The organism is Paenibacillus ottowii (assembly GCF_006874425.1).
GTDB classification, from domain to species: domain Bacteria; phylum Bacillota; class Bacilli; order Paenibacillales; family Paenibacillaceae; genus Paenibacillus; species Paenibacillus ottowii.
In genome coordinates this window covers 38,335-62,584 of the sequence record NZ_VIJZ01000018.1, presented here as the reverse complement: position 1 = coordinate 62,584, position 24,250 = coordinate 38,335, and the positions used below count along the sequence as shown (strand labels likewise).

Below are 24,250 nucleotides of genomic sequence, written 5' to 3'. Positions count from 1 at the left end.
AGGAGCACCGCTGGGTAGCTATGTACGGAAGGGATAAGCGCTGAAAGCATCTAAGCGTGAAGCCCCCCTCAAGATGAGATTTCCCAATTAGTAAGACCCCTTGAAGACGACGAGGTAGATAGGTTGGGGGTGGAAGTGCAGTAATGCATGGAGCTGACCAATACTAATCGGTCGAGGGCTTATCCTAAGATAAGACGCAAGGAAGTTTCGGATCCAGTTTTCAGGGTGTAACCTTGAAGGTATGTAGAAGTACATACGACAAGCGTAAGGCTATTCATTCACACAATCTGTGATGAACCGAATAACCCTACGAAAGAATTTGCAGTGCAAATTCATGTTTGGTGGCGATAGCGGAGGGGTTCCACACGTACCCATCCCGAACACGACCGTTAAGCCCTCCAGCGCCGATGGTACTTGGACCGCAGGGTCCTGGGAGAGTAGGACGTTGCCAAGCAAATGTAAAAAGGATGACAACCTCACTGAGGTTGTCATCCTTTTTTTATGCGTTTTTGTGGATCGATACCTGCTTCTAAGGTTGACAGAGAGAAAAGGCTTTGCGACACTCTAAGTGCGTAATTTTTTTAAAGGTCCGAGTATACGAGTGAGGTGGCGAAGTTATGGAGATTAGACAATTACAACGTGACGAATTTGAAGCAGCTATAGAATTATCTCAGTACGCTTTTCAGTTTACAATGTCCCCGGAGGATCTGGAGAAAGCCAAGAAGAAATTCAAACCAGAGCAAACATGGGGGATCTTCGATGGACATAGCTTGAATGCTAAACTGACTTTGCTGCCGCTACAGGTATACATACATGGTCAGGTTTTTGATATGGGGGGCATTGCCGGTGTGGCAACGTGGCCGGAAAAGCGTCGCGAGGGTATGGTTTCACGTTTGTTGACGCATGCGCTTGAAGAGATGAGGTCTGCGGGACAAAGCCTTTCATTTTTGCATCCATTCTCCTTTGCCTTTTATCGTAAGTTTGGATGGGAAACGTATATTGAGTACAAAAAATACGTCATTCCAATTGATAAATTTCCTGCTAAATTTAAAACAGAAGGTACAGTCAAACGGGATGTCAAAAATATTTCAGAACTGGACCAAGTGTATCAATCATATGCTTCGCGCTATAATGGTACGCTGGTACGAGATAAGGCATGGTGGCAGGAACGGATTCTAAATGAAAACTATCGGACCGCCGTATATTACACGGATGCAGGCGATCCTCAGGGATATGCATTATACAAAATAGAGGATAAACAGTTAAATTGTGATGAGTTGGTATATGAAAATGAGATGGCACGTCGGGCTTTGTGGACTTATTTTGCAAATCATGACTCGATGATAACCAAAGGTAAATTTGTTTACGTTCCAGCAGATGATAATCTGCCTTATTTGCTCGATGATCCGCGGATTCAACAGGAAACAGTGCCTTATTTTATGGGACGTATTGTGGATGCAGTTGCTTTTGTACAGAGATACCCTTTTGAGCAGAGTGGAGAGGAAACAAGCCTGACCTTACAACTGACAGATCAATATGCTCCTTGGAATGAAGGAGTATGGAGATTAACGATTACTACGGAAGGGCATGGACATCTGGACAGAGTGGATACAAGTAATTTATCTGACAATGCCACAGAAGCTGACTTGGAAATGGGGATTCAGTCATTGACGACTTTATTGCTCGGCTATCAGCAGGCTGACAATCTGTATAAGTGGGGGCGTATTGAAGGAAACAGTGAGTCTGTGGCTACACTCAAACGTGTAATACCGATAAAACAAACGTTCTTATTGGACTTTTTCTGATAAGAGGTCTAAATTAGTTCTTCTAAATCTCCTCTTCCTTTTTAGACAAATCGTATGTGGTTGATCATAGCTATGCAAAGCTCTTTCCGTAATGGGGAGAGTTTTTTTGTTATTTGGTATAAAACATAATTAGATTGCGAAAAATGGTATTGACCCCTTGGCAAAAAAGAAATTTGTGCTATAATACGAATATAGTCAAAGAAAGTCAAAGTCAATTAGAACTAGTGTGAATCTAGAAATGTATTATGTTGGCCGTTTAAAACAATTTGACAGCAAAGAAGTATGAAAAGCCCGACATGATTTGCATATAGTTAGGAGATGCTTCTTATGGACAAAAGAGAAGTGTATGTTTTATCGCAAATAAAGGTCACACTAGAGACGAGACGGTACAATTCTAATGGTTGTAGAACAGGTGATTACCTGAGCACAGCTTAGATTCGTGACTTTACCGTTTGGTTAAGTTCAATATACGGCGGACTCTGTGGAGCGTGAAATGTACTTGAATACTTGCGTTTCCGTTAGTGGAGGATGATGAAATGCGCAATGTTTCCGACATTATTGAACAATATTTGAAGAGCATGCTGCTGGAAAGTCCCCAAGGTTTAGTGGAGATTCAGCGCAATGATCTGGCTGATCGCTTTTCCTGCGTGCCGTCGCAAATTAATTATGTAATTAGTACCCGGTTTACGTTGGAAAAAGGTTATGTGGTGGAAAGTAAACGCGGTGGTGGAGGCTATATTCGAATTCAGCGAATTCAATTACCTGCACAGCATGCGATCCATACACACCTTCATCAGAGCATCGGGGAGGAAATTAGCCAGTCGGCAGCAGAAGGACTGATTTATCAGTTAGAGGAAGCACATTTTTTAAGCAAAAGGGAAGCTGGTCTCATAAAGGCTGCTTTATCAAGGGATACATTATTGCTGAAACTCCCCTATCGTGACCAACTGCGAGCAAGATTGCTTAAGGCTATGCTGATCTCGTTGCTGGCAGTCAAATAGCTAGTATCCGTTAACCAGTGAATAGAGATTTGCAATTCAGATGTAGGGATTTGTAAAAAATCCAGACGTTGAAGGAGGTGCTTTTATGCTGTGCCAAGAATGTAATATGCGGCCGGCAACTTTGCATTTCACCAAAATTGTGAATGGCGAAAAGACAGAGTTTCATATTTGTGAGACATGTGCCAAGGAAAAAGGGGAGATGATCCCTGGAACACCTAATGGCTTTTCGATTCATAGCTTGTTGTCGGGGATGTTGGATTTTGACTCCAGTACAAAAAGTCAATCCTCAGGTCACAGTGTTCCACAAAATCTGCAATGCAAGGATTGCGGTATGACTTACACGCAGTTTAGTAAGCTAGGACGTTTTGGATGTCCATCATGCTATCAATATTTTGATAGTCGTTTGGACCCCCTGTTCAAGCGTGTGCATGGCAGTACGAGTCATGTGGGTAAAGTTCCAGTCCGTACTGGAGGCCGACTAAAGGTTAAACGACAAATTGATGAATTGAAGAAAGAGATGCAACAACACATTGTACAGGAAGAATTCGAATCAGCTGCCGAGCTTAGGGATCAAATCAGAAAGCTTGAAAAAGAAATGACTGAAGAGTAAAGTTTGTGAAGAGTAGGAGGGAATGCGTGATGCCCAATATCCGATTTACGGAAAAGCCGCTAAGTGATTGGATGCGTGGTGATGCTGCGGATTCGGAGATTGTCATTAGCAGCCGGGTAAGAATTGCGCGTAACTTGCAGCATCTGCCTTTTCCCATGCTTGCTACCAATCAGCAGTCGGAACAAGTGCTTCAACGCTTAACGGATATCCTTCAGTATGATGATTTGCGTCGTTTTGGTACTTTTCATACCTTGAAAATATCCGAGTTGGATGAGATCGACAAGCAGGTACTGGTTGAGAAGCACTTGATTAGTCCTAATTTGGCGAACGAATCTCGCAACGGTGCTGTGTTGATAAGTGATGATGAATCAGTTAGTGTTATGATAAATGAAGAAGATCATCTGCGTATTCAGTGTCTATATCCGGGATGTCAGGTAAGAGAAGCCTGGGAACGCGCTATGGTCATTGATGATGCATTTGAAGCACATGTTGATTATGCATTTGATGATCGGAGAGGTTTTCTGACCAGTTGTCCGACGAATGTCGGCACAGGTATGAGAGCTTCGGTGATGATGCATTTGCCCGCATTGGTCATGACTCATCAAATCAATCGTATACTGTCCGCTGTTTCACAGGTAGGTCTTACGGTTCGCGGCATTTATGGTGAAGGTAGCGAAGCGGTCGGGAATTTATTTCAGGTATCTAATCAGATCACACTGGGACAAACCGAAGCGGAAATTATCGAGAATCTACATGGCGTAGTGCTGCAAATTATAGAGCACGAACGATCTGCCAGAGAACGATTAATGAATGAATCTATGCTGCGGATTACAGATCGGGTGATGCGTTCATTCGGTATTTTATCATATGCAGCAGTTTTGGATTCCAAGGAGGCTGCACAGCGGCTGTCCGATGTACGTCTCGGTGTGGATTTAGGAATTTTGGAGCGTCCTTCCATTGCAGCGATGAATGAGCTTAATGTGATGACGCAACCCGGCTTTTTGCAAAAAAGCTTTGGGGATAAAATGAACACCGGTGAGCGCGATATGTACCGGGCGAAGCTGATCCGGCAAAAATTAGGCACAACCCTTTAATATATAGAATGATCTGAAATACACATTGTGGAGGTGCAGGATATATGATGTTTGGAAGATTTACGGAACGTGCACAGAAAGTGCTTGCTTTGGCCCAAGAAGAAGCTGTTCGATTGGGACACAACAACATTGGCACAGAGCACATTTTGCTAGGACTCATTCGAGAAGGTGAAGGAATAGCAGCTAAAGCCTTAATCGGTTTAGGGCTGGGACTGGAAAAAATCCAGGATGAAGTGGAAACACTGATTGGACGCGGTCAAGAGCAACCGACGAACATTGCCTATACTCCACGTGCCAAGAAAGTCATTGAGCTGTCTATGGATGAAGCACGTAAATTGGGCCATACCTATGTAGGTACCGAGCATATTTTGCTAGGCCTTATTCGTGAAGGTGAAGGCGTGGCCGCACGTGTGCTGAACAACCTGGGTATCAGTCTAAACAAAGCGCGTCAGCAAGTGCTTCAATTGCTCGGCAGCAGCGAGGCAGTTTCCAGTCATCACGGTGCTCCAGCTAATGTCAGCACGCCAACTCTGGACAGTCTGGCACGCGATCTAACGGCTTCTGCGAAGGAAAATAACCTGGACCCAGTTATTGGGCGTAGTAAGGAAATTGAGCGCGTTATTCAAGTGCTTAGCCGTCGTACAAAAAACAACCCTGTCTTGATCGGTGAACCTGGGGTAGGTAAAACGGCGATTGCCGAAGGATTGGCACAAAAAATCATAGCAAATGAGATTCCCGAAACGTTGCGCGACAAACGTGTAATGACACTCGATATGGGTTCTGTGGTAGCAGGCACGAAGTATCGTGGTGAATTTGAGGATCGTTTGAAGAAGATTATGGACGAGATTCGTCAAGCCGGAAATATCGTATTGTTCATTGACGAGCTGCATACGCTGATTGGTGCAGGTGGAGCGGAAGGCGCAATTGACGCATCCAACATCCTGAAACCTGCTCTGGCACGTGGCGAGCTGCAATGTATCGGTGCCACCACGCTGGATGAATATCGCAAATATATTGAGAAAGATGCTGCTCTAGAACGTCGTTTTCAACCTATTACAGTGGATCAACCTTCTCCGGAAGAAGCGATTCAAATCCTGTATGGTCTGCGCGACCGTTATGAAGCGCATCACCGTGTGAAAATCACTGATGAGGCTATTGAAGCTGCAGTAAGATTGTCGGATCGTTATATTACGGATCGCTTCCTACCGGATAAGGCTATCGACCTTATTGATGAAGCAGGCTCCAAAGTAAGGTTGAACTCCTATACAGTACCGCCAAACCTGAAACAACTGGAAAACCGTCTGGAAGATATCCGCAAGGAAAAAGATTCAGCGGTACAAAGTCAAGAGTTTGAAAAAGCGGCTGCACTGCGCGATACAGAGCAAAAAATTCGTGAAGAGCTGGATGTCACGAAAAACCAATGGAAAGAACAACAGGGGCGTACAGATTCCGAAGTTACACCAGAGGATATCGCTCAGGTTGTTGCCATCTGGACTGGTGTCCCAGTCAGCAAGTTGAAAGAGGAAGAAACACATCGTTTGCTGAATATGGAGCAACTGTTGCATGAACGTGTGATTGGGCAGGAAGAAGCTGTTAAGGCAGTAAGCCGGGCAATTCGCCGGGCACGTGCTGGTCTGAAAGATCCGAAGCGTCCAATCGGCTCCTTTATTTTCCTTGGCCCAACTGGGGTTGGTAAAACTGAATTGGCACGGGCATTGGCTGAATCCATGTTCGGAGATGAAAATGCGGTTATCCGTATTGATATGTCCGAATATATGGAGAAGCACTCCACATCCCGTCTGGTAGGTGCGCCTCCAGGATATGTCGGATATGAAGAGGGTGGCCAACTGACTGAGAAGGTTCGTCGTAAGCCATACTCTGTTGTGTTGCTGGATGAAATCGAAAAAGCACACCCAGAAGTATTTAATATTCTGCTGCAAGTGCTGGAAGATGGACGTCTGACGGATTCCAAAGGCCGTGTTGTTGATTTCCGTAACACCTTGATTATTCTGACTTCCAATGTGGGGGCTCAGGCGATCAAACGCAACTCTACGCTCGGCTTCACAGCCGTTGTAGATGCGGGAGCGGAATACGATAACATGAAGGGCAAAGTGATGGATGAGCTGAAGAAAAGCTTCCGTCCTGAATTCTTGAACCGGATAGACGAAATTATCGTTTTCCATTCTCTCGAAGAAAAACATATTGCTGAAATTGTTTCACTCATGTCTGAGGAGCTGCGTAAGCGTCTGAATGAATATGAGGTGGACTTCGAGTTGACAGACAAGGCTAAGAAATTCCTTGCCAAGGAAGGCTTCGATCCTGCGTATGGTGCGCGTCCATTGCGTCGTGCAATCCAGAAGCATATTGAAGATCGCCTGTCTGAGGAACTGTTGACTGGAAACATTGCTAAAGGCGACTCTCTTTTCATTGATGAAGAGAACGGTGCATTGACCGTAACGAAAAAGGACAATGTATCCACAAAGTCCTAAAGCAGTTTAGTAAATAAAACATTAAAAAAGGTGTCTCGCAGGCTGGAAAGCTACTGCGAAGGCACCTTTTTTGTGTAATGAACACCTTGAAAGGGCAGGCTAAAAGCTTTGGGAAAGTTTGTGATATTGCTTTACGTCCGCCAAGCTTCAATGGTAAACTTTTATTGTTACAGCTCTTTCAGATGCTGTGAGAAGATAAATTTGACATCATCGTCGTCAATAAGGAGCCAGGGAACAAAGTATGGCTAAAGTAAAAACTAAATTTTCCTGTACGGAATGTGGCTATGAATCGCCCAAATGGTACGGAAAATGTCCTGGATGCCAGGCATGGAATTCCATGGTCGAAGAAACGAAAAGCGTTGTAAAAACACAAGGAATGGGATCTTCCCTTCTTACTCATAGCACAAAAGACAAACCGCTTCCTATTATTGAAGTGGAGAGTGGCAAAGAAACACGAATTTTGACGGGAATTGGTGAATTGAATCGTGTGCTTGGCGGAGGTGTAGTACCGGGTTCTCTTGTTCTGGTGGGTGGCGACCCGGGCATCGGTAAGTCGACGCTTATGTTGCAAACCTCTAACGAGCTGGCATTAACTGGTTTGAAGGTGCTGTACGTGTCTGGTGAGGAATCAGTTCGCCAAACGAAGCTGCGTGCAGATCGACTCGGTGCCTTGTCCCCGAGCTTATACGTATTATGTGAGACGAATTTGGAGACGATTGAAGAAGCAGTGGACAGCTTGAAGCCAGAGTTTTTGGTCATCGACTCGATACAGACTGTATATTTGCCAGAGGTGACAAGTGCGCCTGGTAGTGTAGCTCAGGTACGCGAGTGTACTTCACGATTTATGCGAATCGCGAAGGGATTAGGCATTGCGACAGTTCTGGTAGGACATGTGACCAAGGAAGGCGCTATTGCGGGTCCGCGTTTGTTAGAGCATATGGTCGATTGTGTACTTTATTTTGAAGGAGAGCGGCATCATACGTATCGGCTGTTGCGTGCGGTTAAGAATCGTTTCGGTTCTACGAATGAGATCGGTATTTTTGAAATGGCCGAAAGCGGATTGCGTGAGGTAGCAAATCCTTCTGAACTTTTCCTGTCCGAACGACCACTGGGGGTGGCTGGTTCCACGGTTGTTGCCAGTATGGAGGGAACGCGACCTGTGTTGGTTGAACTGCAAGCACTCATTGCGGCTACGCATTTTCCATCTCCACGCCGAATGGGTACGGGAATTGACCATCATCGGATGGGATTAATCATTGCCGTCCTAGAAAAACGGATGGGCATGTTTTTGCAAAACCAGGACGCTTATCTTAATGTTGCCGGAGGCGTAAAGCTGGATGAACCGGCAGTGGATTTAGCTATAGCTGTGAGTATTGCTTCCAGCTTTAGGGATGCTCCTACCAAGCCATATGATGTGATTTTTGGTGAAGTGGGACTGACAGGCGAGGTGCGTGCTGTATCCCGAGCAGAACAGCGAGTGCGAGAAGCGGAAAAATTAGGTTTCAAACGGGTGATTATGCCTGAGAAAAGCTTGAAGGGCTGGACTCATCCGAAAGGGATACAAATTATAGGAGTTGGAACGGTGGCAGATGCACTGGCAGCCGCACTAGATTAGGGGGCATTGAGAATGAAGGAAGCGAGCCAACTGGATAAAATGAACGATTTGCTGCGGCTTGTGGCACCGGGAACTCCCTTTCGCGACGGATTAGAAAACGTTTTGCGTGCTAAAACGGGTGCTCTTCTGGTCGTTGGCTATAGCCCGGAAGTAATGGAAGTCGTGGATGGCGGTTTCTCGATTAATTGTGACTTTTCGCCGAACTATTTGTATGAGCTGGCTAAAATGGACGGCGCAATCATATTGAGCGAGGATTTAAAACGAATTTTATATGCCAATACGCAATTGATTCCTGACTCCTCCATTTCGTCTATAGAAACAGGGATTCGGCACCGGACGGCGGAACGAGTTGCGAAGCAGACTGGCAAACTGGTGGTGTCTATTTCCCAGCGTCGTAATATTATTACATTGTATCAGGGGACTTTACGGTATGCGCTCAAGGAAATCGGAGTTATTTTAACGAAAGCTAATCAGGCTATTCAGACGTTAGAAAAATATAGATCGGTATTGGGGCAAGCCTCGACCAATTTAACAGCATCTGAATTCGAAGAACTGGTTACCATGCCTGAGGTCGTTAATGTTATTCAACGAATTGAAATGGTGCTCCGCATCAAAATGGAGATCAAACGATTTATTAACGAGCTCGGAAATGAGGGTAGGCTGATTAGCATGCAGATGGAGGAGCTTGTCAGCAATATCGAGGAAGAGGCTTGGTTATTGTATAAGGATTATGCTAAAGATGACAGCGACGAGAAGATTCGTGAAATTATATTGGGCCTCAAACGTTCCACGGACGACGAATTACTGGATGTGAATCATATTGTACGTTTACTAGGTTACCCTTCTTCAGCGGCGACATCAGAAGAATATATCGCTGCACGCGGCTATCGGGTGCTGAACAAAATACCTCGATTGCCAAATGTAATTATTCATAATCTGGTGGAACGATTTGGACGTTTTCCACATGTCATGACTGCCACGATTGAAGAACTGGATGAAGTGGATGGTATAGGCGAGGTTCGGGCGCGTACGATTAAAGAAGGGCTTAAACGTTTGCAGGAACAAGTTTTCATTGACAGACAAATGTAAATGTAATACAGTGAAAGGATTATAATGGAACAATTCATACATTGAGGTGAAGAGATGATTACCAAATCAATTCCGAACATGTGTACCTTGGGTAACTTGTTTCTCGGAATGATCGCCATTTTATTGGCCGTAGACGGAAAATACAGTCTTGCCGCTATTATGGTTATTGTCGCCATGTTGTTGGACGGACTGGATGGAAGGATGGCCCGGGCCTTGAATGCCCAAAGCGAATTCGGTAAAGAACTGGACTCCTTATCAGATATGATATCTTTTGGTGTTGCTCCTGCAGTTATTATGTACCTGGTTGCTTTTCATGATGCGAATTCGGCTCTGGCTTGGACGGTTACAGCCATTTTCCCAATGTGTGGAGCATTGAGATTGGCTCGCTTTAACGTACGTCCAGGTGTACCAGGTTATTTTACGGGTTTACCCATTCCGGCAGCAGGTGGCGTATTAGCCACTTTGTCCTTATTCCATGACCAAATTTCTTTGTTATACATGTCGATTGCCATGTTGCTAGTCTCATATTTGATGGTTAGCTCCATGAGATATCCGAATTTCAAAAAGGTTGGTCTTCCGAAAAAAGCGATCTGGGTTGCTCCATGGGTCGTAATCGCAGCGGTGATTCTGGCCGTTAAATTTCCTGATCAGCTGTCGAAGCTGATTTTTATACCATTGGTGCTGTATGCATTGTACGGTATGAAGCTGAACATTCGGAAGCTATCGCGCAGACGTGGACGTGAGCGGGATCGTTCTAATCAGGAAGAACAGGACGACCAATATCGTCATTCGCAGCGTTAGGATCAGAAAAATTAGAATAAGCATTTATTTCCTTGACTCGTTCAGGGAGATAAATGCTTTTTTATATGCATAAAAAGTGAAAACACAGGGTTAGTTAATCAGAAAATGGATCATACTGGTAAGGGAAGTGCTATGTATCCAATCAATAGCAGACGATGAAAAGAAAATAAAGGAGGTATAGAGACTCGATGTGGAGAAAGGCTATTTTAACTTTTACAGGATTGTGCGGCGCGTGGTTTGGCTATACGTTATACCAGCGGATAGGGGGCTTCGTGTCATGGATGCCACAATGGTTGAATGATGGATCTTTACCAGGAATGGCTGTTTGGATGATAGCGGGAGCGGTGCTATTTATGGCTGGCTGCTCATTCGCAGGGGCATCTGTGGCGAATCGATTGCAGCAGGGTATTGAAAGTTTGGTACGAATTCCGATGAATGAGATGATGGCAGGTGTGATCGGGTTAGCAGTGGGGTTGATCCTTTCCTTAGCCGTTTACCCGCTCTTTTTAGGGCTGGGGGCACCTGGTCTGCTTATTCAGACCGCGGTTACCTTGGTATGCGGATATGTGGGATTGATGGTTGGGCTAGAAAAACGGGACGAGCTGTCATCCTTTTGGAGCTCAGGTTTTTTTGGTCGGGGAACAAATGTAGAAGAACGCAAGCTGGAAGAACATAAAATTTTAGACACCAGTGTTATTATAGATGGACGTATTGCTGATATATGCAAGACAGGTTTTATTGAAGGAACCATTGTGATTCCTGAATTTGTGTTGGAAGAGCTTCAGCATATCGCCGATTCATCAGATTTGCTTAAACGTAATCGTGGGCGGCGAGGTCTGGATATTTTGAATAAGATCCAAAAAGAGCTAGATGTGAATGTACTCATCTATGAAGGGGATTTCGAAGAGATTTCAGAAGTCGACAGTAAACTGGTTAAGCTTGCAAAGGTGTTGCAGGGTAAGGTTGTAACTAATGATTTTAACCTGAATAAAGTATGCGAGCTTCAAGGTGTGTCTGTGCTGAACATTAATGATTTGGCGAATGCGGTAAAGCCTGTCGTATTGCCTGGTGAGGAGATTATGGTACAGATCATCAAAGACGGCAAGGAGCATGGGCAGGGTGTGGCTTATCTGGATGATGGTACGATGATTGTCGTAGAGGGTGGACGTGACTATATTGGTTCTCTCATGGAAGTGCTGGTCACCAGCGTACTTCAGACCTCTGCGGGCCGTATGATCTTTGCTAAACCGAAATTATTGGAAAAAGCTCAATAAACGAGGTATGATGAAGTAGATGTGTTATCATACGGATCGTCCAAGGCGATCAGGGCAGGAGTTATTTGAATGAACAATCAGGTAGGAGTCGTGATTGTGGCGGCCGGGCGCGGCTCCCGTATGGGGACGCAGGAGAGCAAGCAATTTCTGCTTTTGCGAAACAAGCCCATCTTCATACATACACTTGAAATATTCGCAGCAATGCCGGAAGTGGATGAAATGGTGATGGTTACTGGCGCTGAAGATGTGGAACGCTGCAGAGACTGGATTCATCAATACAAGATCAGCAAAAATGTACGGGTGGTGGCTGGTGGTAGTGAACGCCAGCATTCCGTTTATCGCGGTTTGCGCCACTTGCAAACAGATTGGGTGATGGTGCATGACGGTGTGCGTCCATTGATTCAACCTGAGCTTGTACGTTCATGCCTGGAGGCTGCTCAGCGTACTGGTGCTTCTGTTGCGGCAGTACCTGTAAAGGATACGATCAAGCAAGTGAACGGGGATGGTATCATTACAGCAACGCCGGATCGCCGAAGTCTGTGGAGTATTCAAACCCCACAGACTTTTCGTCTTTCCGATCTGCTGCGGGCTTATGAGGAAGCGGAGCATACAGGGTTCTTGGGGACAGATGATTCTATGCTGGTGGAGCGGATAGGCATCCCGGTTACTGTCGTTCAGGGCAGCTACAAGAACATCAAAATTACTACGCCTGAGGATTTGGATATGGCGGCGTTATGGGTAAAGACAGAGGGAGAGGATATCAAATGATCAGAGTGGGGCAAGGATTTGACGTCCACCAGATGGTGGACGGAAGGCCATGCATCATCGGAGGCGTACATATTCCGCATGAAAAAGGTTTGCTGGGCCATTCCGATGCAGACGTGCTGCTGCATGCCATTAGCGATGCCATCCTGGGCGCACTTGGCTTGGGAGACATCGGAAAGCATTTTCCGGATAACGACCCTGAATTTAAGGACGCGGATAGCCTGAAGCTACTGGAGCATGTGTGGGGGCTGGCTAAAGAGCGGGGATACCGCTTGGGCAATATCGATTCTACGATCATTGCGCAGAAGCCCAAGATGATTTCATACATCCCGCAGATGAATGAAATTATCGCCCGAGTGCTGGAAGCAGAGGAGTCGTCCCAGGTAAATGTCAAGGCGACGACGACGGAGCAGCTCGGATTTACCGGGCGGGGCGAGGGAATCGCAGCTCAATCGGTTGTCTGTCTAATCAAGTAAATGCTATCATCTTGAGTAATTCTATTTGGAGGAGATTATATGAGCACGGAAGTTCGTGTACGCTATGCACCAAGTCCTACAGGGCATCTGCATATTGGCAATGCTAGAACAGCATTATTTAATTATTTGTTTGCCCGCAATCAAGGTGGAAAATTTATTATTCGCATCGAAGACACAGATGTGAAGCGCAATATTGAGGGCGGAGAAGAAAGCCAGCTTAAATATTTGAAATGGTTGGGCATGGACTGGGATGAAAGTATAGACGTGGGCGGCGAATTTGGACCTTATCGCCAGACTGAACGCTTGGACATCTACAAAACATACTGGCAGGATTTGCTGGATCGTGGTCTGGCATACCGCTGTTACTGCACGGAGGAAGAGCTGGAGCGCGAGCGCGAAGAGCAGACGGCGCGTGGGGAGACTCCACGTTATTCAGGCAAACATCGTGATTTAACAGAAGAACAGTGCCAAGCTTTTGAAGCAGAGGGCCGTGTACCAAGTATTCGTTTTCGCGTACCCGAAGATCGTGAATATACGTTTGACGATATGGTTAAAGGTCAAATTACGTTCAATTCCAAGGAAAGCGGCGATTTTGTTATCGTCAAAAAAGACGGTATTCCGACATATAACTTCGCTGTAGCGGTTGACGACTATTTGATGAAAATATCGCATGTACTACGAGGCGAAGATCATGTATCCAATACACCGCGACAGTTGATGATTTTTGAAGCGCTTGGCTGGGAGCCACCACGCTTTGGTCATATGACGCTGATCGTAGGCGAGGATCATAAAAAGCTCAGTAAACGTAACGAATCCATTATTCAGTTCATGGAGCAATACGATAAGCTGGGCTATCTGCCGGAAGCCATTTTTAACTTTATTGCACTGTTGGGCTGGTCCCCAGAAGGCGAAGAAGAGATTTACGATCGCGAACAACTGATTTCGATTTTCGATCCTAATCGTTTGTCCAAAAGCCCAGCTGTATTTGATACGAACAAGCTTGCTTATCTGAATAATCATTATATTAAAAAGGCTGATCCTGAGCGGATTGCCAGCATGGCAATTCCACATTTGCAGGCAGCAGGGCTGTTACCGAATGAACTATCGGCAGAACAACAGGATTGGGCTAAAGCTCTTGTCCGCTTATACCAGGAGCAAATGACTTCAGCGTCTGATATTGTAGCGTTGTCTGAGTTGTTTTTTCGTTCACATCTGGAGTTGGATGCGGATGCGGCGGCTGTTCTGGCTGAAGAGCAGGTTCCTGATGTACTTAGAGCCTTTGCAGCTAAGGTTGAAACGAGCGAGGAATTTACAGCTCCACAAATGGCCAAGCTGATCAAGGAAGTGCAAAAGGAAACTGGATTTAAAGGGAAACAGCTGTTCATGCCGATTCGTGTGGCCCTTACTGGTCAAACGCATGGGCGGGACCTGAACGAAACCATCTACTTACTTGGTCGTGACAAGGTGTTGGACCGTCTTAAGGCACAAATTAAAGGCTGATATTTCTTGTCAATTTGTTGTCTTTTCGCTATAATGACTCCATTGATATGGATTGATACTTACGTGTAAAGGCTGCGAACAGGAGAAGTACGCTGCATAAGGGCATTTGCCAGAGAGGACGGCCGAGGGGAAACCCCGGGCTGGAAGCCGTCTAGATGACCTGCGGAGGAAATGCGCCTGGGAGCCGTGCGCCCGAAACCTCGTTAGTCTACAATGCTAATGTGGCAAGGGCATGCCGATTCGTTCCCGTTACAGGACGCCAAAGACGGACTTCTCTGTTTTTATGCAGCAGATATGTTCGAAGCAGAGTGGGACCACGTTCATGCGTCTCTGCAGCTTAGGCTGCGGAGGCGCTTTTTCATTTTTATCAGATTCAGACGCTGTAGACTGAAAAATGTCGAAGCGTGCTGGTGACTACGAAAATTGGCGAAATGTGAAGTGTGATGCGGCAAGGATATGGAGGGAATAGGAGGGCGACATGTTCAGACATTTCAAATCCGATATTCAAACTGTTTTGGATAATGATCCGGCCGCCCGGAGTAAGCTGGAAGTCATTTTTACGTATTCTGGCGTTCACGCCCTTTGGGCACACCGAATCGCACACTGGTTTTATTTGCGAAAGTGGTGCACTCTAGCCCGAGTTATATCCCAGGTATCGAGGTTTATGACAGGAATTGAGATTCATCCTGGCGCTCGTATCGGAAATCGGCTGTTCATTGACCATGGTATGGGTGTTGTCATTGGTGAAACCTGTGAAATTGGTGACGATGTCGTGTTGTATCAGGGTGTTACTCTCGGAGGAACTGGGAAAGAGAAAGGGAAGCGCCACCCTACCATTGGGAATAATGTCGTTATAGGCTCCGGCGCAAAAATATTGGGTTCATTTACCATTGGGGCGCAATCCAACATCGGCTCTAACTCGGTTGTGCTAAAAGAAGTTCCGCCAAACAGTACGGTGGTGGGCATCCCGGGGCGAGTGGTCAGACAGGATGGTAGACGTCCAGATCGACTTAGTCACCAGTTGCCTGATCCGGTCGTCGATTCTATACGGGCTCTTCAATTGGAAATAGAACGATTACGAGCAGAATTGTCTGATTTGAGGGATGAGCAATCTGCTCAGAAACATCAGATAACCCAAAAGAATAAATTACAAGGATAATTTTCATAAGGGAGGAACATACGATGTCGCTTCAAATTTATAATACAATGACGAGGAGCCGAGAGCTTTTTGTGCCACTGGAGCCTGGAAAGGTTAAAATGTATGTATGTGGACCTACAGTGTATGATTACATTCATATTGGTAATGCACGACCTGTAATTGTGTTTGACGTGGTACGCAGCTATCTGGAGTATTTGGGCTATGATGTAAACTATGTGGTGAATTTTACGGACGTCGATGACAAACTGATCCGCAAGGCTCGGGAACTTGATATGGAAGTTCCGGCAGTTGCTGAGAAATTTATTGCTGCCTATCATGAGGATTTGGCAGGATTGAATGTTCCTGCTGCCAGTATAAATCCTCGTGTAACGGAGAGTATGGAGCTGATTATTGATTTTATCAAGGATCTGGTAGCCAAAGGCTATGCCTATGAGAATGGTGGCGATGTCTTCTACCGTACTAAAAAGTTCAAAGACTACGGACAGCTGTCAGGTCAAAATTTGGAGGAACTCCAGTTTGGGATTCGCATCAATGTGGATGAACGAAAGGAGAATGCCGAGGATTTTGTACTCTGGAAAGCGGCCAAACCGGGAGAGATTTACTGGTCAAGTCCTTGGGGGGATGGACGCCCAGGCTGGCATATCGAATGCTCTGCTATGGCTCGCCACTATTTGGGGGATACACTGGATATTCATGGAGGCGGACAGGATCTGCAATTTCCGCATCATGAATGCGAATGCGCACAATCCGAAGTGGTTACGGGTAAACCATTATCACGCTACTGGATGCATAACGGATATATTCGCATAGATAATGAAAAAATGTCGAAATCACTCGGTAACGGTATTCTGGTTAAAGATCTGCGTGCTCGTCACAAGCCTGAGGCTTTACGTTATTTTATGCTGTCGACACATTACCGCAATCCTTTAAACTACAACCAAGAGACGATGAGTCAGGCGGAGAATAGTGTCGAACGGATTGCCAATGCAGTCGCCAACGTAAAGCATCGTTTAGCCATTGCTTTAGAAGGTAATGGAGAAGTATCGGCTGAGCTGCAAATGAAGCTTGACGGGATATTGCGGCAATTCGAGGAAAAAATGAATGATGATTTCAATACACCTGATGCCATCACTGCGGTATTCGAGTGGGTCAGCGAAGCCAATCTTTTGTTGCAGCGTGATGTTGTCAATCAGGTGGAACTACAGGCTGTATTGCAAACCTTCCACTCGATGAATAGTGTACTTCGCATTTATTCAGAACCGAGTGAAGAACTGCTGGATGACGAAATAGAGCAGTTAATTGCAGAACGTGTCGAAGCTCGTAAAACCAAAAACTGGGGTAGAGCTGACGAAATTCGAGATCTATTGGCTGCTAAGGGCATTGTGCTTGAAGATACCGCGCAGGGGATGCGGTGGCGGCGGAAATGAGTGATAATCCATTGAACTCAGGAGCTGTGGAAGGCGCAGGAAACTGGTTTCCGTATCCTGCGTCCAAGCCGGCTCGCTTGATGCCCCCCATTGCGTTAGCTTACATTGGTGATGCAGTGTATGAGGTGGCTGTCCGGCAATATCTGTTGGCACAGCCCAACCTGCGTCCCAATCATTTACATCGACGAGCTACAAAGCTTGTCTCCGCCAAGGCACAGAGCCGTATGTTGGGGTTGCTAGAAACAGTGCTGACGGATGAAGAGCGTGATATTGTCCGACAAGGGAGAAATGCCAAATCAGGGAGCCTGCCCAAAAATGCTGATGTGCTTGAGTATCGGCATGCCACGGCGCTAGAGGGGTTGATTGGTTATCTTTATTGTGATGGACATTTGGACAGATTGAGAGAGTTGGTTACGTACGGAATTGCACAAATGGAAAATACGGAAAAATCATAAATTGGGAACGGATTGGATAGGTTGAGTATCGACCGTTTCCCGGGAGGAAGCTAGAGATGGAAGATGAATGGATTGCCGGTAAGCACTCGGTCATAGAGGCGCTGCGTTCGGGTAGGACGATAAATAAAATATGGATTGCGGATAATGCACAAAAGCATTTGACACTGCCGATTACGGCTGAGGCGAAAAAAGCAGGAATCATTGTTTTGCAGGTGGACAAGCGCAAGCTCGATCAAATGGTTCCAGGCATTCAGCATCAGGGAGTGGTTGCGCAAGCTGCACCTTTTGCCTACGCTGAAGTAGAGGACTTGCTTGCTAGTGCTCGTGCTAAGGGAGAAGAGCCGTTTTTGGTTTTGCTGGATGAGATTGAAGACCCTCATAACTTGGGCTCCATCCTTCGTACAGCAGATTGCACCGGAGCACACGGTATTATAGTACCGAAAAGGCGTTCAGCTGCAGTGACTGCAACGGTGTCTAAAACATCGGCAGGTGCTGTAGAGTATGTGCCGGTGGCGCGGGTAAGCAATCTGGGACAAACCATTGACCGTCTTAAAGAAGAAGGTGTATGGGTAGTTGGCACGGATGTTACGGCGACTGATCCTGTCTTTGGGAATGGAGTATTCACGGGTCCCGTAGCGATTGTCATTGGTAACGAAAATAAAGGAATGGGCCGTTTGATCCGTGAAAAATGCGATGTACTCGTCAAGCTGCCAATGGCGGGACAAATTAATTCCCTCAATGCTTCTGTAGCTGCAGGGGTCGTTATGTACGAAGTCTTGCGCGGACGACAGGCACGGGGCTGACGATATGGCTGACACGCGGGATGTTCTGCTTGTGGACGGTTACAACATGATTGGAGCCTGGCCCGAACTTTCCGCACTGGTACAATCTGGTATGCAGGAAGCGAGGGACAGACTGCTTGAACGACTGGCGGATCATCAGGCGTATTCCGGCAGAAGAGTCATCGTCGTATTTGATGCTTACAGGGTGCCAGGATTAGGTAAGACCTTTGCCCAGAGCAAAGTCCAGATTTATTTCACGAGAGAAAAAGAGACAGCTGACGAATGCATCGAGCGACTGGTCCGTGAGCTGAGCAGCAAGAGAAGAAGTATTTACGTAGCAACAAGTGATCAGGTAGAGCAGCATGTCGCCTTTGGCCAGGGAGCACTCAGGGTATCGGCACGAGAATTGCTGATCGAGATTGAGGAATCTGAAAGGGAAGTTCAGAAGCGGATTGAACAGGATAATGCCAAATTGTCCCGTAACTCGCTGGATGCCAAGTTGAGTCCAGAGCTTCGGAAACTGTTTGAACGATGGAGGAGAGAGTGACCCAGTAATTGGTATGCTCTCCATTTTGAAACCATTGACAATTTTGTTAGCGCTCTTCTTTTTTAGGTTGTTGTGGTTGACGGTATCAGGTTACATCGCGTATACTTGTCGTATATTTGAGAGAGTAACGGGTACCTTGCGTTGCAGCCGGAGGGATTGTTAGTGAGTGTGGACCTCAAGGATATCATGTTGTCAAAGTTTGATTACAAAAATGATGAAGACATTGTCGGAGCAGTCCATGAAGGTGATGGGGAAGCGCTGGAGTTTCTGATTAACAAATACCGGAACTTTGTGCGGGCCAAGGCCAGATCCTACTTCCTGATTGGCGCTGATCGCGAGGATATTATTCAGGAGGGCATGATTGGTCTCTACAAATCTATTCGTGATTTTAAGGGAGACAAGCTTGCTTCGTTTAAGGCTTTCGCCGAATTGTGTATCACACGACAGATTATTACGGCAATTAAAACGGCTACACGACAAAAGCACATTCCTCTGAACTCTTACGTATCTCTGGACAAGCCTATCTATGATGAAGAGTCAGACCGGACGTTGCTCGATGTGATTTGCGGAACACAAGTAAGTGACCCTGAAGAGCTGATTATCAATCAGGAAGAGTTTGTGGGTCTTGAGGACAAAATGTCCGAGATTCTGAGCGAGCTAGAACGCAAGGTACTTATGTTGTATCTAGACGGACGTTCGTATCAGGAGATTGCTGAAGACCTGGACCGCCATGTGAAATCTATTGATAACGCGCTGCAACGGGTCAAGCGTAAACTTGAAAAGTATCTGGAAGTAAGGGATAGCTGAAAGTAGAGGCTGACAAAGAAAAGGCTCGAGTTTGAGTCTTTTTTTATTCGTTTTGGGTAAGCTGTACAGGTTTATAAGTGTTGTAAATGATTTATACTAAAAAAGATGAATAATAGATATCGCTTTGTTTTTGAGGCAGTATTTCAGAGAACAGCTTCAAAGGATGGACAGATGTTAAAATGCACCACGACCGGGACTGCGAAATGTATGCAAACATTCGTTGACATGGAAAACCTCGTGTGATAAAGTGTTTTAGGTAGGCCTAAATTCGCGGTTTTTTTAGGATCAATTATGAGACTTCCGGTGTTGGATGTCTTCGGGAGGTGCACATCATGCGGGTAATTATTACTTTGGCTTGTACGAATTGCAAACAAAGAAATTACACAACGACGAAAAACAAGCGTAATCACCCCGACCGCATGGAGATGAAGAAATTCTGTAAGTCCTGTAACGAACAGACTTCTCATCGGGAAACCAGATAGTTTTTGGAGGTGTAGTCGGCGTGAAACGCAGTTTCAAGTCTCTGTTTTCCTTTTTCTCTGAAAGCTGGGCTGAACTCAAGAAAGTTCGCTGGCCCAATCGTAAAGAACTGACCAACTATACGCTGATTGTCGTAGGGACGATTGCGTTCGTCACGATTTATTTTTGGGTTCTCGATATCGGCATTTCCGCTGTGATCGAAGCGATTATCTAGGAAGGGTTCCAGGTGGCTTGATATGGAAAAAAGATGGTACGTCGTTCATACCTATTCAGGGTATGAGAACAAAGTCAAAGCCAATTTGGAAAAACGCGTTGAGTCCATGGGCATGGAAGACAAGATATTCCGTGTTCTTGTTCCTATGGAAGAAGAACTGGTAACCAAGGACGGTAAGAAAAAAACCGTTATGCGTAAAGTCTACCCTGGTTATGTCTTAGTCGAAATGGTCCAAACCGATGACTCTTGGTATGTTGTGCGCAATACACCAGGTGTTACGGGATTTGTAGGGTCGACAGGCTCGGGTTCCAAGCCGACGCCATTGCTTCCAGAAGAAGTTGAACAGATTCTGAAGCATATGGGCATGGTAGAGCCGAAACCGAAGATTGAATTCGATGTTAAGGAATCCGTGCGAATTAAAGTTGGTCCTTTTGCGAATTTTGTGGGCTCCGTGGAAGAAATTTTGGTTGAGAAGAGCAAGCTTAAGGTTCACGTCAACATGTTTGGACGGGAAACCCCGCTTGAGTTGGATTATACTCAAGTGGAGAAAATATAGATTTTTCTTACAGGTTTCTTGTGGGAGGATCGATAGGTCCGTCTACCACTATTGAGTCAAGGAGGTGTCATCCATGGCAAAAAAGGTAATTAAAATGGTAAAACTGCAGATTCCTGCAGGGAAAGCTAATCCAGCGCCTCCAGTAGGTCCAGCTTTGGGTCAAGCAGGTGTCAACATTATGGCATTCTGTAAAGAGTTCAACGCTCGTACTGCTGATCAAGCAGGCCTGATTATCCCGGTTGAAATTTCGGTATTTGAGGATCGTTCTTTTACGTTCATCACCAAAACTCCACCGGCTGCTGTTCTGTTGAAAGTTGCTGCTAAAATCGAAAAAGGTTCCGGTGAACCGAACAAAACGAAAGTTGCAACTGTAAATCGCGCTGCTGTACGTCAAATTGCAGAGCAAAAAATGCCTGACCTTAACGCAGCTTCCGTAGAATCGGCAATGCGTATGGTTGAAGGTACTGCTCGCAGCATGGGTATCACCATCGTAGATTAATTTTATTAATCTACGTGTGCCGGCAGTTTGACTGTCCGGCAAGTGTGGGAGGAATATCCGCTAATACCACATAAGGAGGAAAAGATAATGGCTAAACATGGTAAGAAGTACCTGGAAGCTGCTAAGCTGATTGACAGCGAAGCGACTTATGAGCCTTTGGAAGCCGTTGAACTGGTGAAAAAGGCTGCAACTGCTAAATTCGACGAAACCGTTGAAGCTGCAGTTCGTCTGGGCGTAGATGCTCGTAAACAAGACCAGGCTGTTCGTGGTGTTGTTGTCCTGCCGCACGGTACGGGTAAAACACAACGCGTTCTGGTATTTGCAAAAGGTGACAAAGTGAAAGAAGCGGAAGCGGCTGGCGCTGATTTTGTTGGCGATCAAGACATGATCAACAAAATCCAACAAGGCTGGTTCGAATTCGACGTCTGCGTTGCGACACCTGATATGATGAGTGAGGTTGGTAAACTGGGTCGTTTGCTCGGTGGTAAAGGTTTGATGCCTAACCCTAAAGCAGGCACAGTTACTTTCGACGTTGCCAAAGCTATTCAAGAAATTAAAGCTGGTAAAATCGAATACCGTCTCGACAAAGCAGGTCAAATTCACGCACCAATCGGCAAAGCTTCCTTCAGTGCTGAACAACTGAACGAAAACCTTAAAGCCTTGATTGAAGCCTTGAACCGTGCGAAGCCAGCGGCTGCTAAAGGTGTATACCTGAAAAACATCGCTATTTCTTCGACTATGGGACCAAGTGCACGTGTGAACGCATCTGTTTACAGATAATATTTTGATTGACATATTCAATCAAAATTGGTATACTGTAAAAGTTGTGAGTCCTTGTGACTGACCGTTAAAGTTGAATATGCTTACCGTAGACAGTAGGTGCCTTCGGGCTTAATTTCCTACCGAGGTGTTATGATAGAACGTTTCATGTGACGGGCTTGTTCCGTCCATGTAGATTTATCAAGCCTTCGTACTCTACGGAGGCTTTTTTCATGCTCAGGAAAACGACTTTGGTAGATCACCAGAATGGGTGTTTCAAACAAAGTGGATAAATTGATCAGGAGGTGTACAGTTTGGCAAATGCAAAGGTGATTCAAGCAAAACAAGAAGCTGTTGAAGTTGTAGCTGCAAAATTGCGCGAGAGCGTAACAACTGTAGTTGCAGACTATCGCGGTCTGAATGTTGCCCAAGTAACTGAGCTGCGTAAGCAGCTTCGCGAAGCCGGAATCGAATTTCAAGTGCTGAAAAACACACTGCTCCGCCGTGCAACTGCGGCAGCAGAATTGACTGAACTGGACGCAGTATTGACAGGTCCTACTGCAATCGCGTTCGGCAAAGATGATGCAGTGTCTGCAGCTAAAATCTTGAACGATTTCGCTAAGAAAAACAATGCATTGGAACTGAAAGGTGCAGTTGTAGAAGGTCGTGTGATCGGTGTTGAGGAAATCAAAGCGCTGGCAGAACTGCCATCCCGCGAAGGTCTCCTTTCCATGCTCCTCAGCGTGCTTCAAGCTCCTATGCGCAACTTCGCGCTTGCAGTTAAAGCTGTTGCAGAAAAAGAAGAGCAAAGCGCATAAGTTAGGGATTAAACCTGCTGTATAGCAGTTAAGAACAAAAAAATACGAATTTAAATGGAGGTTCAACCATGAGTAAAGAGCAAATCTTGGAAGCAATTAAAGGTATGTCCGTATTGGAACTGAACGATCTCGTGAAAGCAATCGAAGAAGAATTTGGCGTAACTGCAGCAGCTCCAGTAGCTGTAGCAGGCGGCGCAGCAGGTGGCGCAGCAGAAGCTGAGCAATCCGAGTTCGACGTAATCTTGACAAGCGCTGGCGCTTCCAAAATCAACGTTATCAAAGCAGTTCGCGAAATCACAGGTCTTGGCCTGAAAGAAGCAAAAGAACTGGTTGACAACGCTCCAAAACCATTGAAAGAAAAAGTTGCTAAAGAAGAAGCTGAATCCATTAAAGCAAAATTGGAAGAAGCAGGCGCTTCTGTAGAAGTAAAATAATTGACTGCTCTCTAGCAGACAATGAACTAAAACAAACCCCTTGAGGTGATCTTCAAGGGGTTTGTTGCTGTAAAACGGTAATACCAACAGGTCTGAAATGGTATTGTAAAGGCTATGATGGTAGTACAACCGAAAGAGGTGGGCGTGAATGGCGGATCATTATTACTCCAAACGACCAGAGACGGCGCATGAACGGCGGAGCCTAGAAACAGTATTGCGAGGTCGTTCATATCGATTTGTCAGCGATTCAGGCGTTTTTTCAAAGCAGGGAATTGATTATGGGAGTCGTGTGCTGATTGAAGCCATGCAGCTTCCTGCACAAGCCTCGGTATTAGATGTAGGATGTGGTTACGGGCCGATTGGTTTGGCGGCGGCAACGCTTGTCCCAGATGGGCATGTTACGATGGTTGATATTAACGAGCGAGCTGTTCAATTAGCCGTTGAAAATGCGGAACGTAATGGGATTAAGAATGTCACTATTAAACAAAGTGATTTGTTTGATGAAGTGCGGCATGAACGTTTTGATGTGGTCTTAACGAACCCTCCTATACGTGCAGGGAAAGAAACGGTGCATACCATTTTTGAGCTTGCATATGAGCATCTAAACGAGGGTGGAGCTTTGTGGGTGGTCATTCAGAAGAAGCAGGGAGCCCCTTCGGCGAGCGCTAAAATAGAGAGTCTTTTTGGTTATGTAGAGGAAGTTACGAAGGATAAAGGATATCGGATTTTGAAGGCTGAAAAAAAGCCTTAGAAAAATGCAATAGGACTATTGACTTGAATCCTCGGCTGTGATA

The 24,250-nt window shown here is 45.8% G+C and carries 26 protein-coding genes, 2 rRNA genes and 1 other annotated feature; all 28 genes read left to right on the top strand.

The genetic code is table 11. The features are described from left to right. Positions 1-187, top strand: a 23S ribosomal RNA gene (locus tag FKV70_RS25000); the annotation flags it as partial. A 150-nt stretch (positions 188-337) separates the two neighbouring features. Next, positions 338-454 (top strand): 5S ribosomal RNA (gene rrf / locus FKV70_RS24995). 163 nt (positions 455-617) lie between these two features. Continuing rightward, on the top strand, positions 618-1,805 hold the full coding sequence (locus FKV70_RS24990) for a GNAT family N-acetyltransferase (RefSeq protein WP_142614880.1): 1,188 nt from the start codon (positions 618-620) through the stop codon (positions 1,803-1,805). A 536-nt stretch (positions 1,806-2,341) separates the two neighbouring features. Beyond that, the gene (locus FKV70_RS24985; protein ID WP_142614879.1) at positions 2,342-2,806 is read left to right on the top strand and encodes a CtsR family transcriptional regulator; all 465 of its coding nucleotides are present in this window, start codon (positions 2,342-2,344) and stop codon (positions 2,804-2,806) included. Positions 2,807-2,891: 85 nt separating this feature from the next. Beyond that, positions 2,892-3,416 (top strand): protein-arginine kinase activator protein McsA, encoded by a 525-nt coding sequence (gene mcsA / locus FKV70_RS24980; RefSeq protein WP_064795943.1) that lies wholly within the window; start codon positions 2,892-2,894, stop codon positions 3,414-3,416. A gap of 29 nt (positions 3,417-3,445) precedes the next feature. Continuing rightward, a complete protein-coding gene (mcsB, locus tag FKV70_RS24975) occupies positions 3,446-4,510 on the top strand; it encodes a protein-arginine kinase McsB (RefSeq protein WP_063211198.1) in 1,065 nt (354 codons plus the stop codon). A 44-nt stretch (positions 4,511-4,554) separates the two neighbouring features. Then, entirely contained in the window at positions 4,555-6,999 is a 2,445-nt protein-coding gene (gene clpC, locus FKV70_RS24970) for an ATP-dependent protease ATP-binding subunit ClpC (protein WP_063211196.1), read from the top strand. Positions 7,000-7,240: 241 nt separating this feature from the next. Beyond that, complete coding sequence (gene radA, locus FKV70_RS24965) at positions 7,241-8,614, top strand: DNA repair protein RadA (RefSeq protein WP_142614878.1); 1,374 nt, start codon at positions 7,241-7,243, stop codon at positions 8,612-8,614. Positions 8,615-8,626: 12 nt separating this feature from the next. Then, on the top strand, positions 8,627-9,703 hold the full coding sequence (gene disA / locus FKV70_RS24960) for a DNA integrity scanning diadenylate cyclase DisA (RefSeq protein WP_013373290.1): 1,077 nt from the start codon (positions 8,627-8,629) through the stop codon (positions 9,701-9,703). 54 nt (positions 9,704-9,757) lie between these two features. Next, a complete protein-coding gene (gene pssA / locus FKV70_RS24955; RefSeq protein ID WP_063211194.1) occupies positions 9,758-10,504 on the top strand; it encodes a CDP-diacylglycerol--serine O-phosphatidyltransferase in 747 nt (248 codons plus the stop codon). Positions 10,505-10,692: 188 nt separating this feature from the next. Continuing rightward, the gene (locus FKV70_RS24950; RefSeq protein ID WP_063211192.1) at positions 10,693-11,778 is read left to right on the top strand and encodes a PIN/TRAM domain-containing protein; all 1,086 of its coding nucleotides are present in this window, start codon (positions 10,693-10,695) and stop codon (positions 11,776-11,778) included. 69 nt (positions 11,779-11,847) lie between these two features. Then, positions 11,848-12,546 carry a 2-C-methyl-D-erythritol 4-phosphate cytidylyltransferase gene (gene ispD, locus FKV70_RS24945; RefSeq protein WP_142614877.1) on the top strand — a complete coding sequence of 233 codons (699 nt, stop codon included), beginning with the start codon at positions 11,848-11,850 and terminating at the stop codon, positions 12,544-12,546. Further along, on the top strand, positions 12,543-13,019 hold the full coding sequence (gene ispF, locus FKV70_RS24940; RefSeq protein ID WP_142614876.1) for a 2-C-methyl-D-erythritol 2,4-cyclodiphosphate synthase: 477 nt from the start codon (positions 12,543-12,545) through the stop codon (positions 13,017-13,019). The genes ispD and ispF overlap by 4 nt, the downstream gene beginning before the upstream one ends. Positions 13,020-13,058: 39 nt before the next feature. Then, on the top strand, positions 13,059-14,519 hold the full coding sequence (gene gltX, locus FKV70_RS24935) for a glutamate--tRNA ligase (RefSeq protein ID WP_142614875.1): 1,461 nt from the start codon (positions 13,059-13,061) through the stop codon (positions 14,517-14,519). 478 nt (positions 14,520-14,997) lie between these two features. Continuing rightward, positions 14,998-15,678: a serine O-acetyltransferase gene (gene cysE / locus FKV70_RS24930; RefSeq protein WP_142614874.1), complete on the top strand. Its 681-nt coding sequence runs from the start codon at positions 14,998-15,000 to the stop codon at positions 15,676-15,678. Between the two features lie 23 nt (positions 15,679-15,701). Then, a complete protein-coding gene (gene cysS, locus FKV70_RS24925) occupies positions 15,702-17,105 on the top strand; it encodes a cysteine--tRNA ligase (protein WP_142614873.1) in 1,404 nt (467 codons plus the stop codon). Further along, positions 17,102-17,560, top strand: a complete 459-nt coding sequence (locus FKV70_RS24920) for a Mini-ribonuclease 3 (RefSeq protein WP_064795936.1) — start codon at positions 17,102-17,104, stop codon at positions 17,558-17,560. The genes cysS and FKV70_RS24920 overlap by 4 nt, the downstream gene beginning before the upstream one ends. 56 nt (positions 17,561-17,616) lie before the next feature. Beyond that, positions 17,617-18,363: a 23S rRNA (guanosine(2251)-2'-O)-methyltransferase RlmB gene (gene rlmB / locus FKV70_RS24915; protein ID WP_142614872.1), complete on the top strand. Its 747-nt coding sequence runs from the start codon at positions 17,617-17,619 to the stop codon at positions 18,361-18,363. Between the two features lie 4 nt (positions 18,364-18,367). After that, positions 18,368-18,889, top strand: coding sequence for an NYN domain-containing protein (locus tag FKV70_RS24910; protein ID WP_063211177.1), 522 nt, complete (start codon positions 18,368-18,370; stop codon positions 18,887-18,889). Between the two features lie 162 nt (positions 18,890-19,051). Then, entirely contained in the window at positions 19,052-19,696 is a 645-nt protein-coding gene (gene sigH, locus FKV70_RS24905) for an RNA polymerase sporulation sigma factor SigH (RefSeq protein WP_016324748.1), read from the top strand. Between the two features lie 332 nt (positions 19,697-20,028). Further along, positions 20,029-20,178 (top strand): 50S ribosomal protein L33, encoded by a 150-nt coding sequence (rpmG, locus tag FKV70_RS24900; protein WP_013373278.1) that lies wholly within the window; start codon positions 20,029-20,031, stop codon positions 20,176-20,178. Positions 20,179-20,198: 20 nt separating this feature from the next. Next, positions 20,199-20,390 carry a preprotein translocase subunit SecE gene (gene secE / locus FKV70_RS24895; RefSeq protein WP_063211175.1) on the top strand — a complete coding sequence of 64 codons (192 nt, stop codon included), beginning with the start codon at positions 20,199-20,201 and terminating at the stop codon, positions 20,388-20,390. A gap of 22 nt (positions 20,391-20,412) precedes the next feature. Beyond that, complete coding sequence (gene nusG / locus FKV70_RS24890; RefSeq protein ID WP_007432596.1) at positions 20,413-20,946, top strand: transcription termination/antitermination protein NusG; 534 nt, start codon at positions 20,413-20,415, stop codon at positions 20,944-20,946. 73 nt (positions 20,947-21,019) lie between these two features. Then, entirely contained in the window at positions 21,020-21,445 is a 426-nt protein-coding gene (rplK, locus tag FKV70_RS24885; protein ID WP_007432595.1) for a 50S ribosomal protein L11, read from the top strand. 87 nt (positions 21,446-21,532) lie between these two features. Then, on the top strand, positions 21,533-22,225 hold the full coding sequence (gene rplA / locus FKV70_RS24880) for a 50S ribosomal protein L1 (RefSeq protein ID WP_142614871.1): 693 nt from the start codon (positions 21,533-21,535) through the stop codon (positions 22,223-22,225). Positions 22,226-22,293: 68 nt separating this feature from the next. Then, positions 22,294-22,445, top strand: a sequence feature (ribosomal protein L10 leader region). A 73-nt stretch (positions 22,446-22,518) separates the two neighbouring features. Next, entirely contained in the window at positions 22,519-23,022 is a 504-nt protein-coding gene (gene rplJ / locus FKV70_RS24875) for a 50S ribosomal protein L10 (RefSeq protein ID WP_025715687.1), read from the top strand. A gap of 68 nt (positions 23,023-23,090) precedes the next feature. Continuing rightward, positions 23,091-23,456, top strand: a complete 366-nt coding sequence (gene rplL / locus FKV70_RS24870; RefSeq protein WP_063211172.1) for a 50S ribosomal protein L7/L12 — start codon at positions 23,091-23,093, stop codon at positions 23,454-23,456. 148 nt (positions 23,457-23,604) lie between these two features. Beyond that, complete coding sequence (locus FKV70_RS24865; RefSeq protein ID WP_142614870.1) at positions 23,605-24,207, top strand: class I SAM-dependent methyltransferase; 603 nt, start codon at positions 23,605-23,607, stop codon at positions 24,205-24,207. Positions 24,208-24,250: the final 43 nt, after the last annotated feature.

Excerpts from the sequence above, each read along its gene's own strand:
- mcsA (WP_064795943.1), top strand. The coding sequence starts at position 2,892 with ATGCTGTGCCAAGAATGTAATATGCGGCCGGCAACTTTGCATTTCACC.
- pssA (WP_063211194.1), top strand. The coding sequence starts at position 9,758 with ATGATTACCAAATCAATTCCGAACATGTGTACCTTGGGTAACTTGTTT.
- rpmG (WP_013373278.1), top strand. The coding sequence starts at position 20,029 with ATGCGGGTAATTATTACTTTGGCTTGTACGAATTGCAAACAAAGAAAT.
- rplL (WP_063211172.1), top strand. The coding sequence starts at position 23,091 with ATGAGTAAAGAGCAAATCTTGGAAGCAATTAAAGGTATGTCCGTATTG.
- nusG (WP_007432596.1), top strand. The coding sequence starts at position 20,413 with ATGGAAAAAAGATGGTACGTCGTTCATACCTATTCAGGGTATGAGAAC.
- gltX (WP_142614875.1), top strand. The coding sequence starts at position 13,059 with ATGAGCACGGAAGTTCGTGTACGCTATGCACCAAGTCCTACAGGGCAT.
- rlmB (WP_142614872.1), top strand. The coding sequence starts at position 17,617 with ATGGAAGATGAATGGATTGCCGGTAAGCACTCGGTCATAGAGGCGCTG.
- rplA (WP_142614871.1), top strand. The coding sequence starts at position 21,533 with ATGGCTAAACATGGTAAGAAGTACCTGGAAGCTGCTAAGCTGATTGAC.
- clpC (WP_063211196.1), top strand. The coding sequence starts at position 4,555 with ATGATGTTTGGAAGATTTACGGAACGTGCACAGAAAGTGCTTGCTTTG.
- FKV70_RS24910 (WP_063211177.1), top strand. The coding sequence starts at position 18,368 with ATGGCTGACACGCGGGATGTTCTGCTTGTGGACGGTTACAACATGATT.
- FKV70_RS24865 (WP_142614870.1), top strand. The coding sequence starts at position 23,605 with ATGGCGGATCATTATTACTCCAAACGACCAGAGACGGCGCATGAACGG.
- FKV70_RS24990 (WP_142614880.1), top strand. The coding sequence starts at position 618 with ATGGAGATTAGACAATTACAACGTGACGAATTTGAAGCAGCTATAGAA.
- ispF (WP_142614876.1), top strand. The coding sequence starts at position 12,543 with ATGATCAGAGTGGGGCAAGGATTTGACGTCCACCAGATGGTGGACGGA.
- FKV70_RS24920 (WP_064795936.1), top strand. The coding sequence starts at position 17,102 with ATGAGTGATAATCCATTGAACTCAGGAGCTGTGGAAGGCGCAGGAAAC.
- cysE (WP_142614874.1), top strand. The coding sequence starts at position 14,998 with ATGTTCAGACATTTCAAATCCGATATTCAAACTGTTTTGGATAATGAT.
- FKV70_RS24950 (WP_063211192.1), top strand. The coding sequence starts at position 10,693 with ATGTGGAGAAAGGCTATTTTAACTTTTACAGGATTGTGCGGCGCGTGG.
- FKV70_RS24985 (WP_142614879.1), top strand. The coding sequence starts at position 2,342 with ATGCGCAATGTTTCCGACATTATTGAACAATATTTGAAGAGCATGCTG.
- mcsB (WP_063211198.1), top strand. The coding sequence starts at position 3,446 with ATGCCCAATATCCGATTTACGGAAAAGCCGCTAAGTGATTGGATGCGT.
- cysS (WP_142614873.1), top strand. The coding sequence starts at position 15,702 with ATGTCGCTTCAAATTTATAATACAATGACGAGGAGCCGAGAGCTTTTT.
- disA (WP_013373290.1), top strand. The coding sequence starts at position 8,627 with ATGAAGGAAGCGAGCCAACTGGATAAAATGAACGATTTGCTGCGGCTT.
- rplK (WP_007432595.1), top strand. The coding sequence starts at position 21,020 with ATGGCAAAAAAGGTAATTAAAATGGTAAAACTGCAGATTCCTGCAGGG.
- ispD (WP_142614877.1), top strand. The coding sequence starts at position 11,848 with ATGAACAATCAGGTAGGAGTCGTGATTGTGGCGGCCGGGCGCGGCTCC.
- radA (WP_142614878.1), top strand. The coding sequence starts at position 7,241 with ATGGCTAAAGTAAAAACTAAATTTTCCTGTACGGAATGTGGCTATGAA.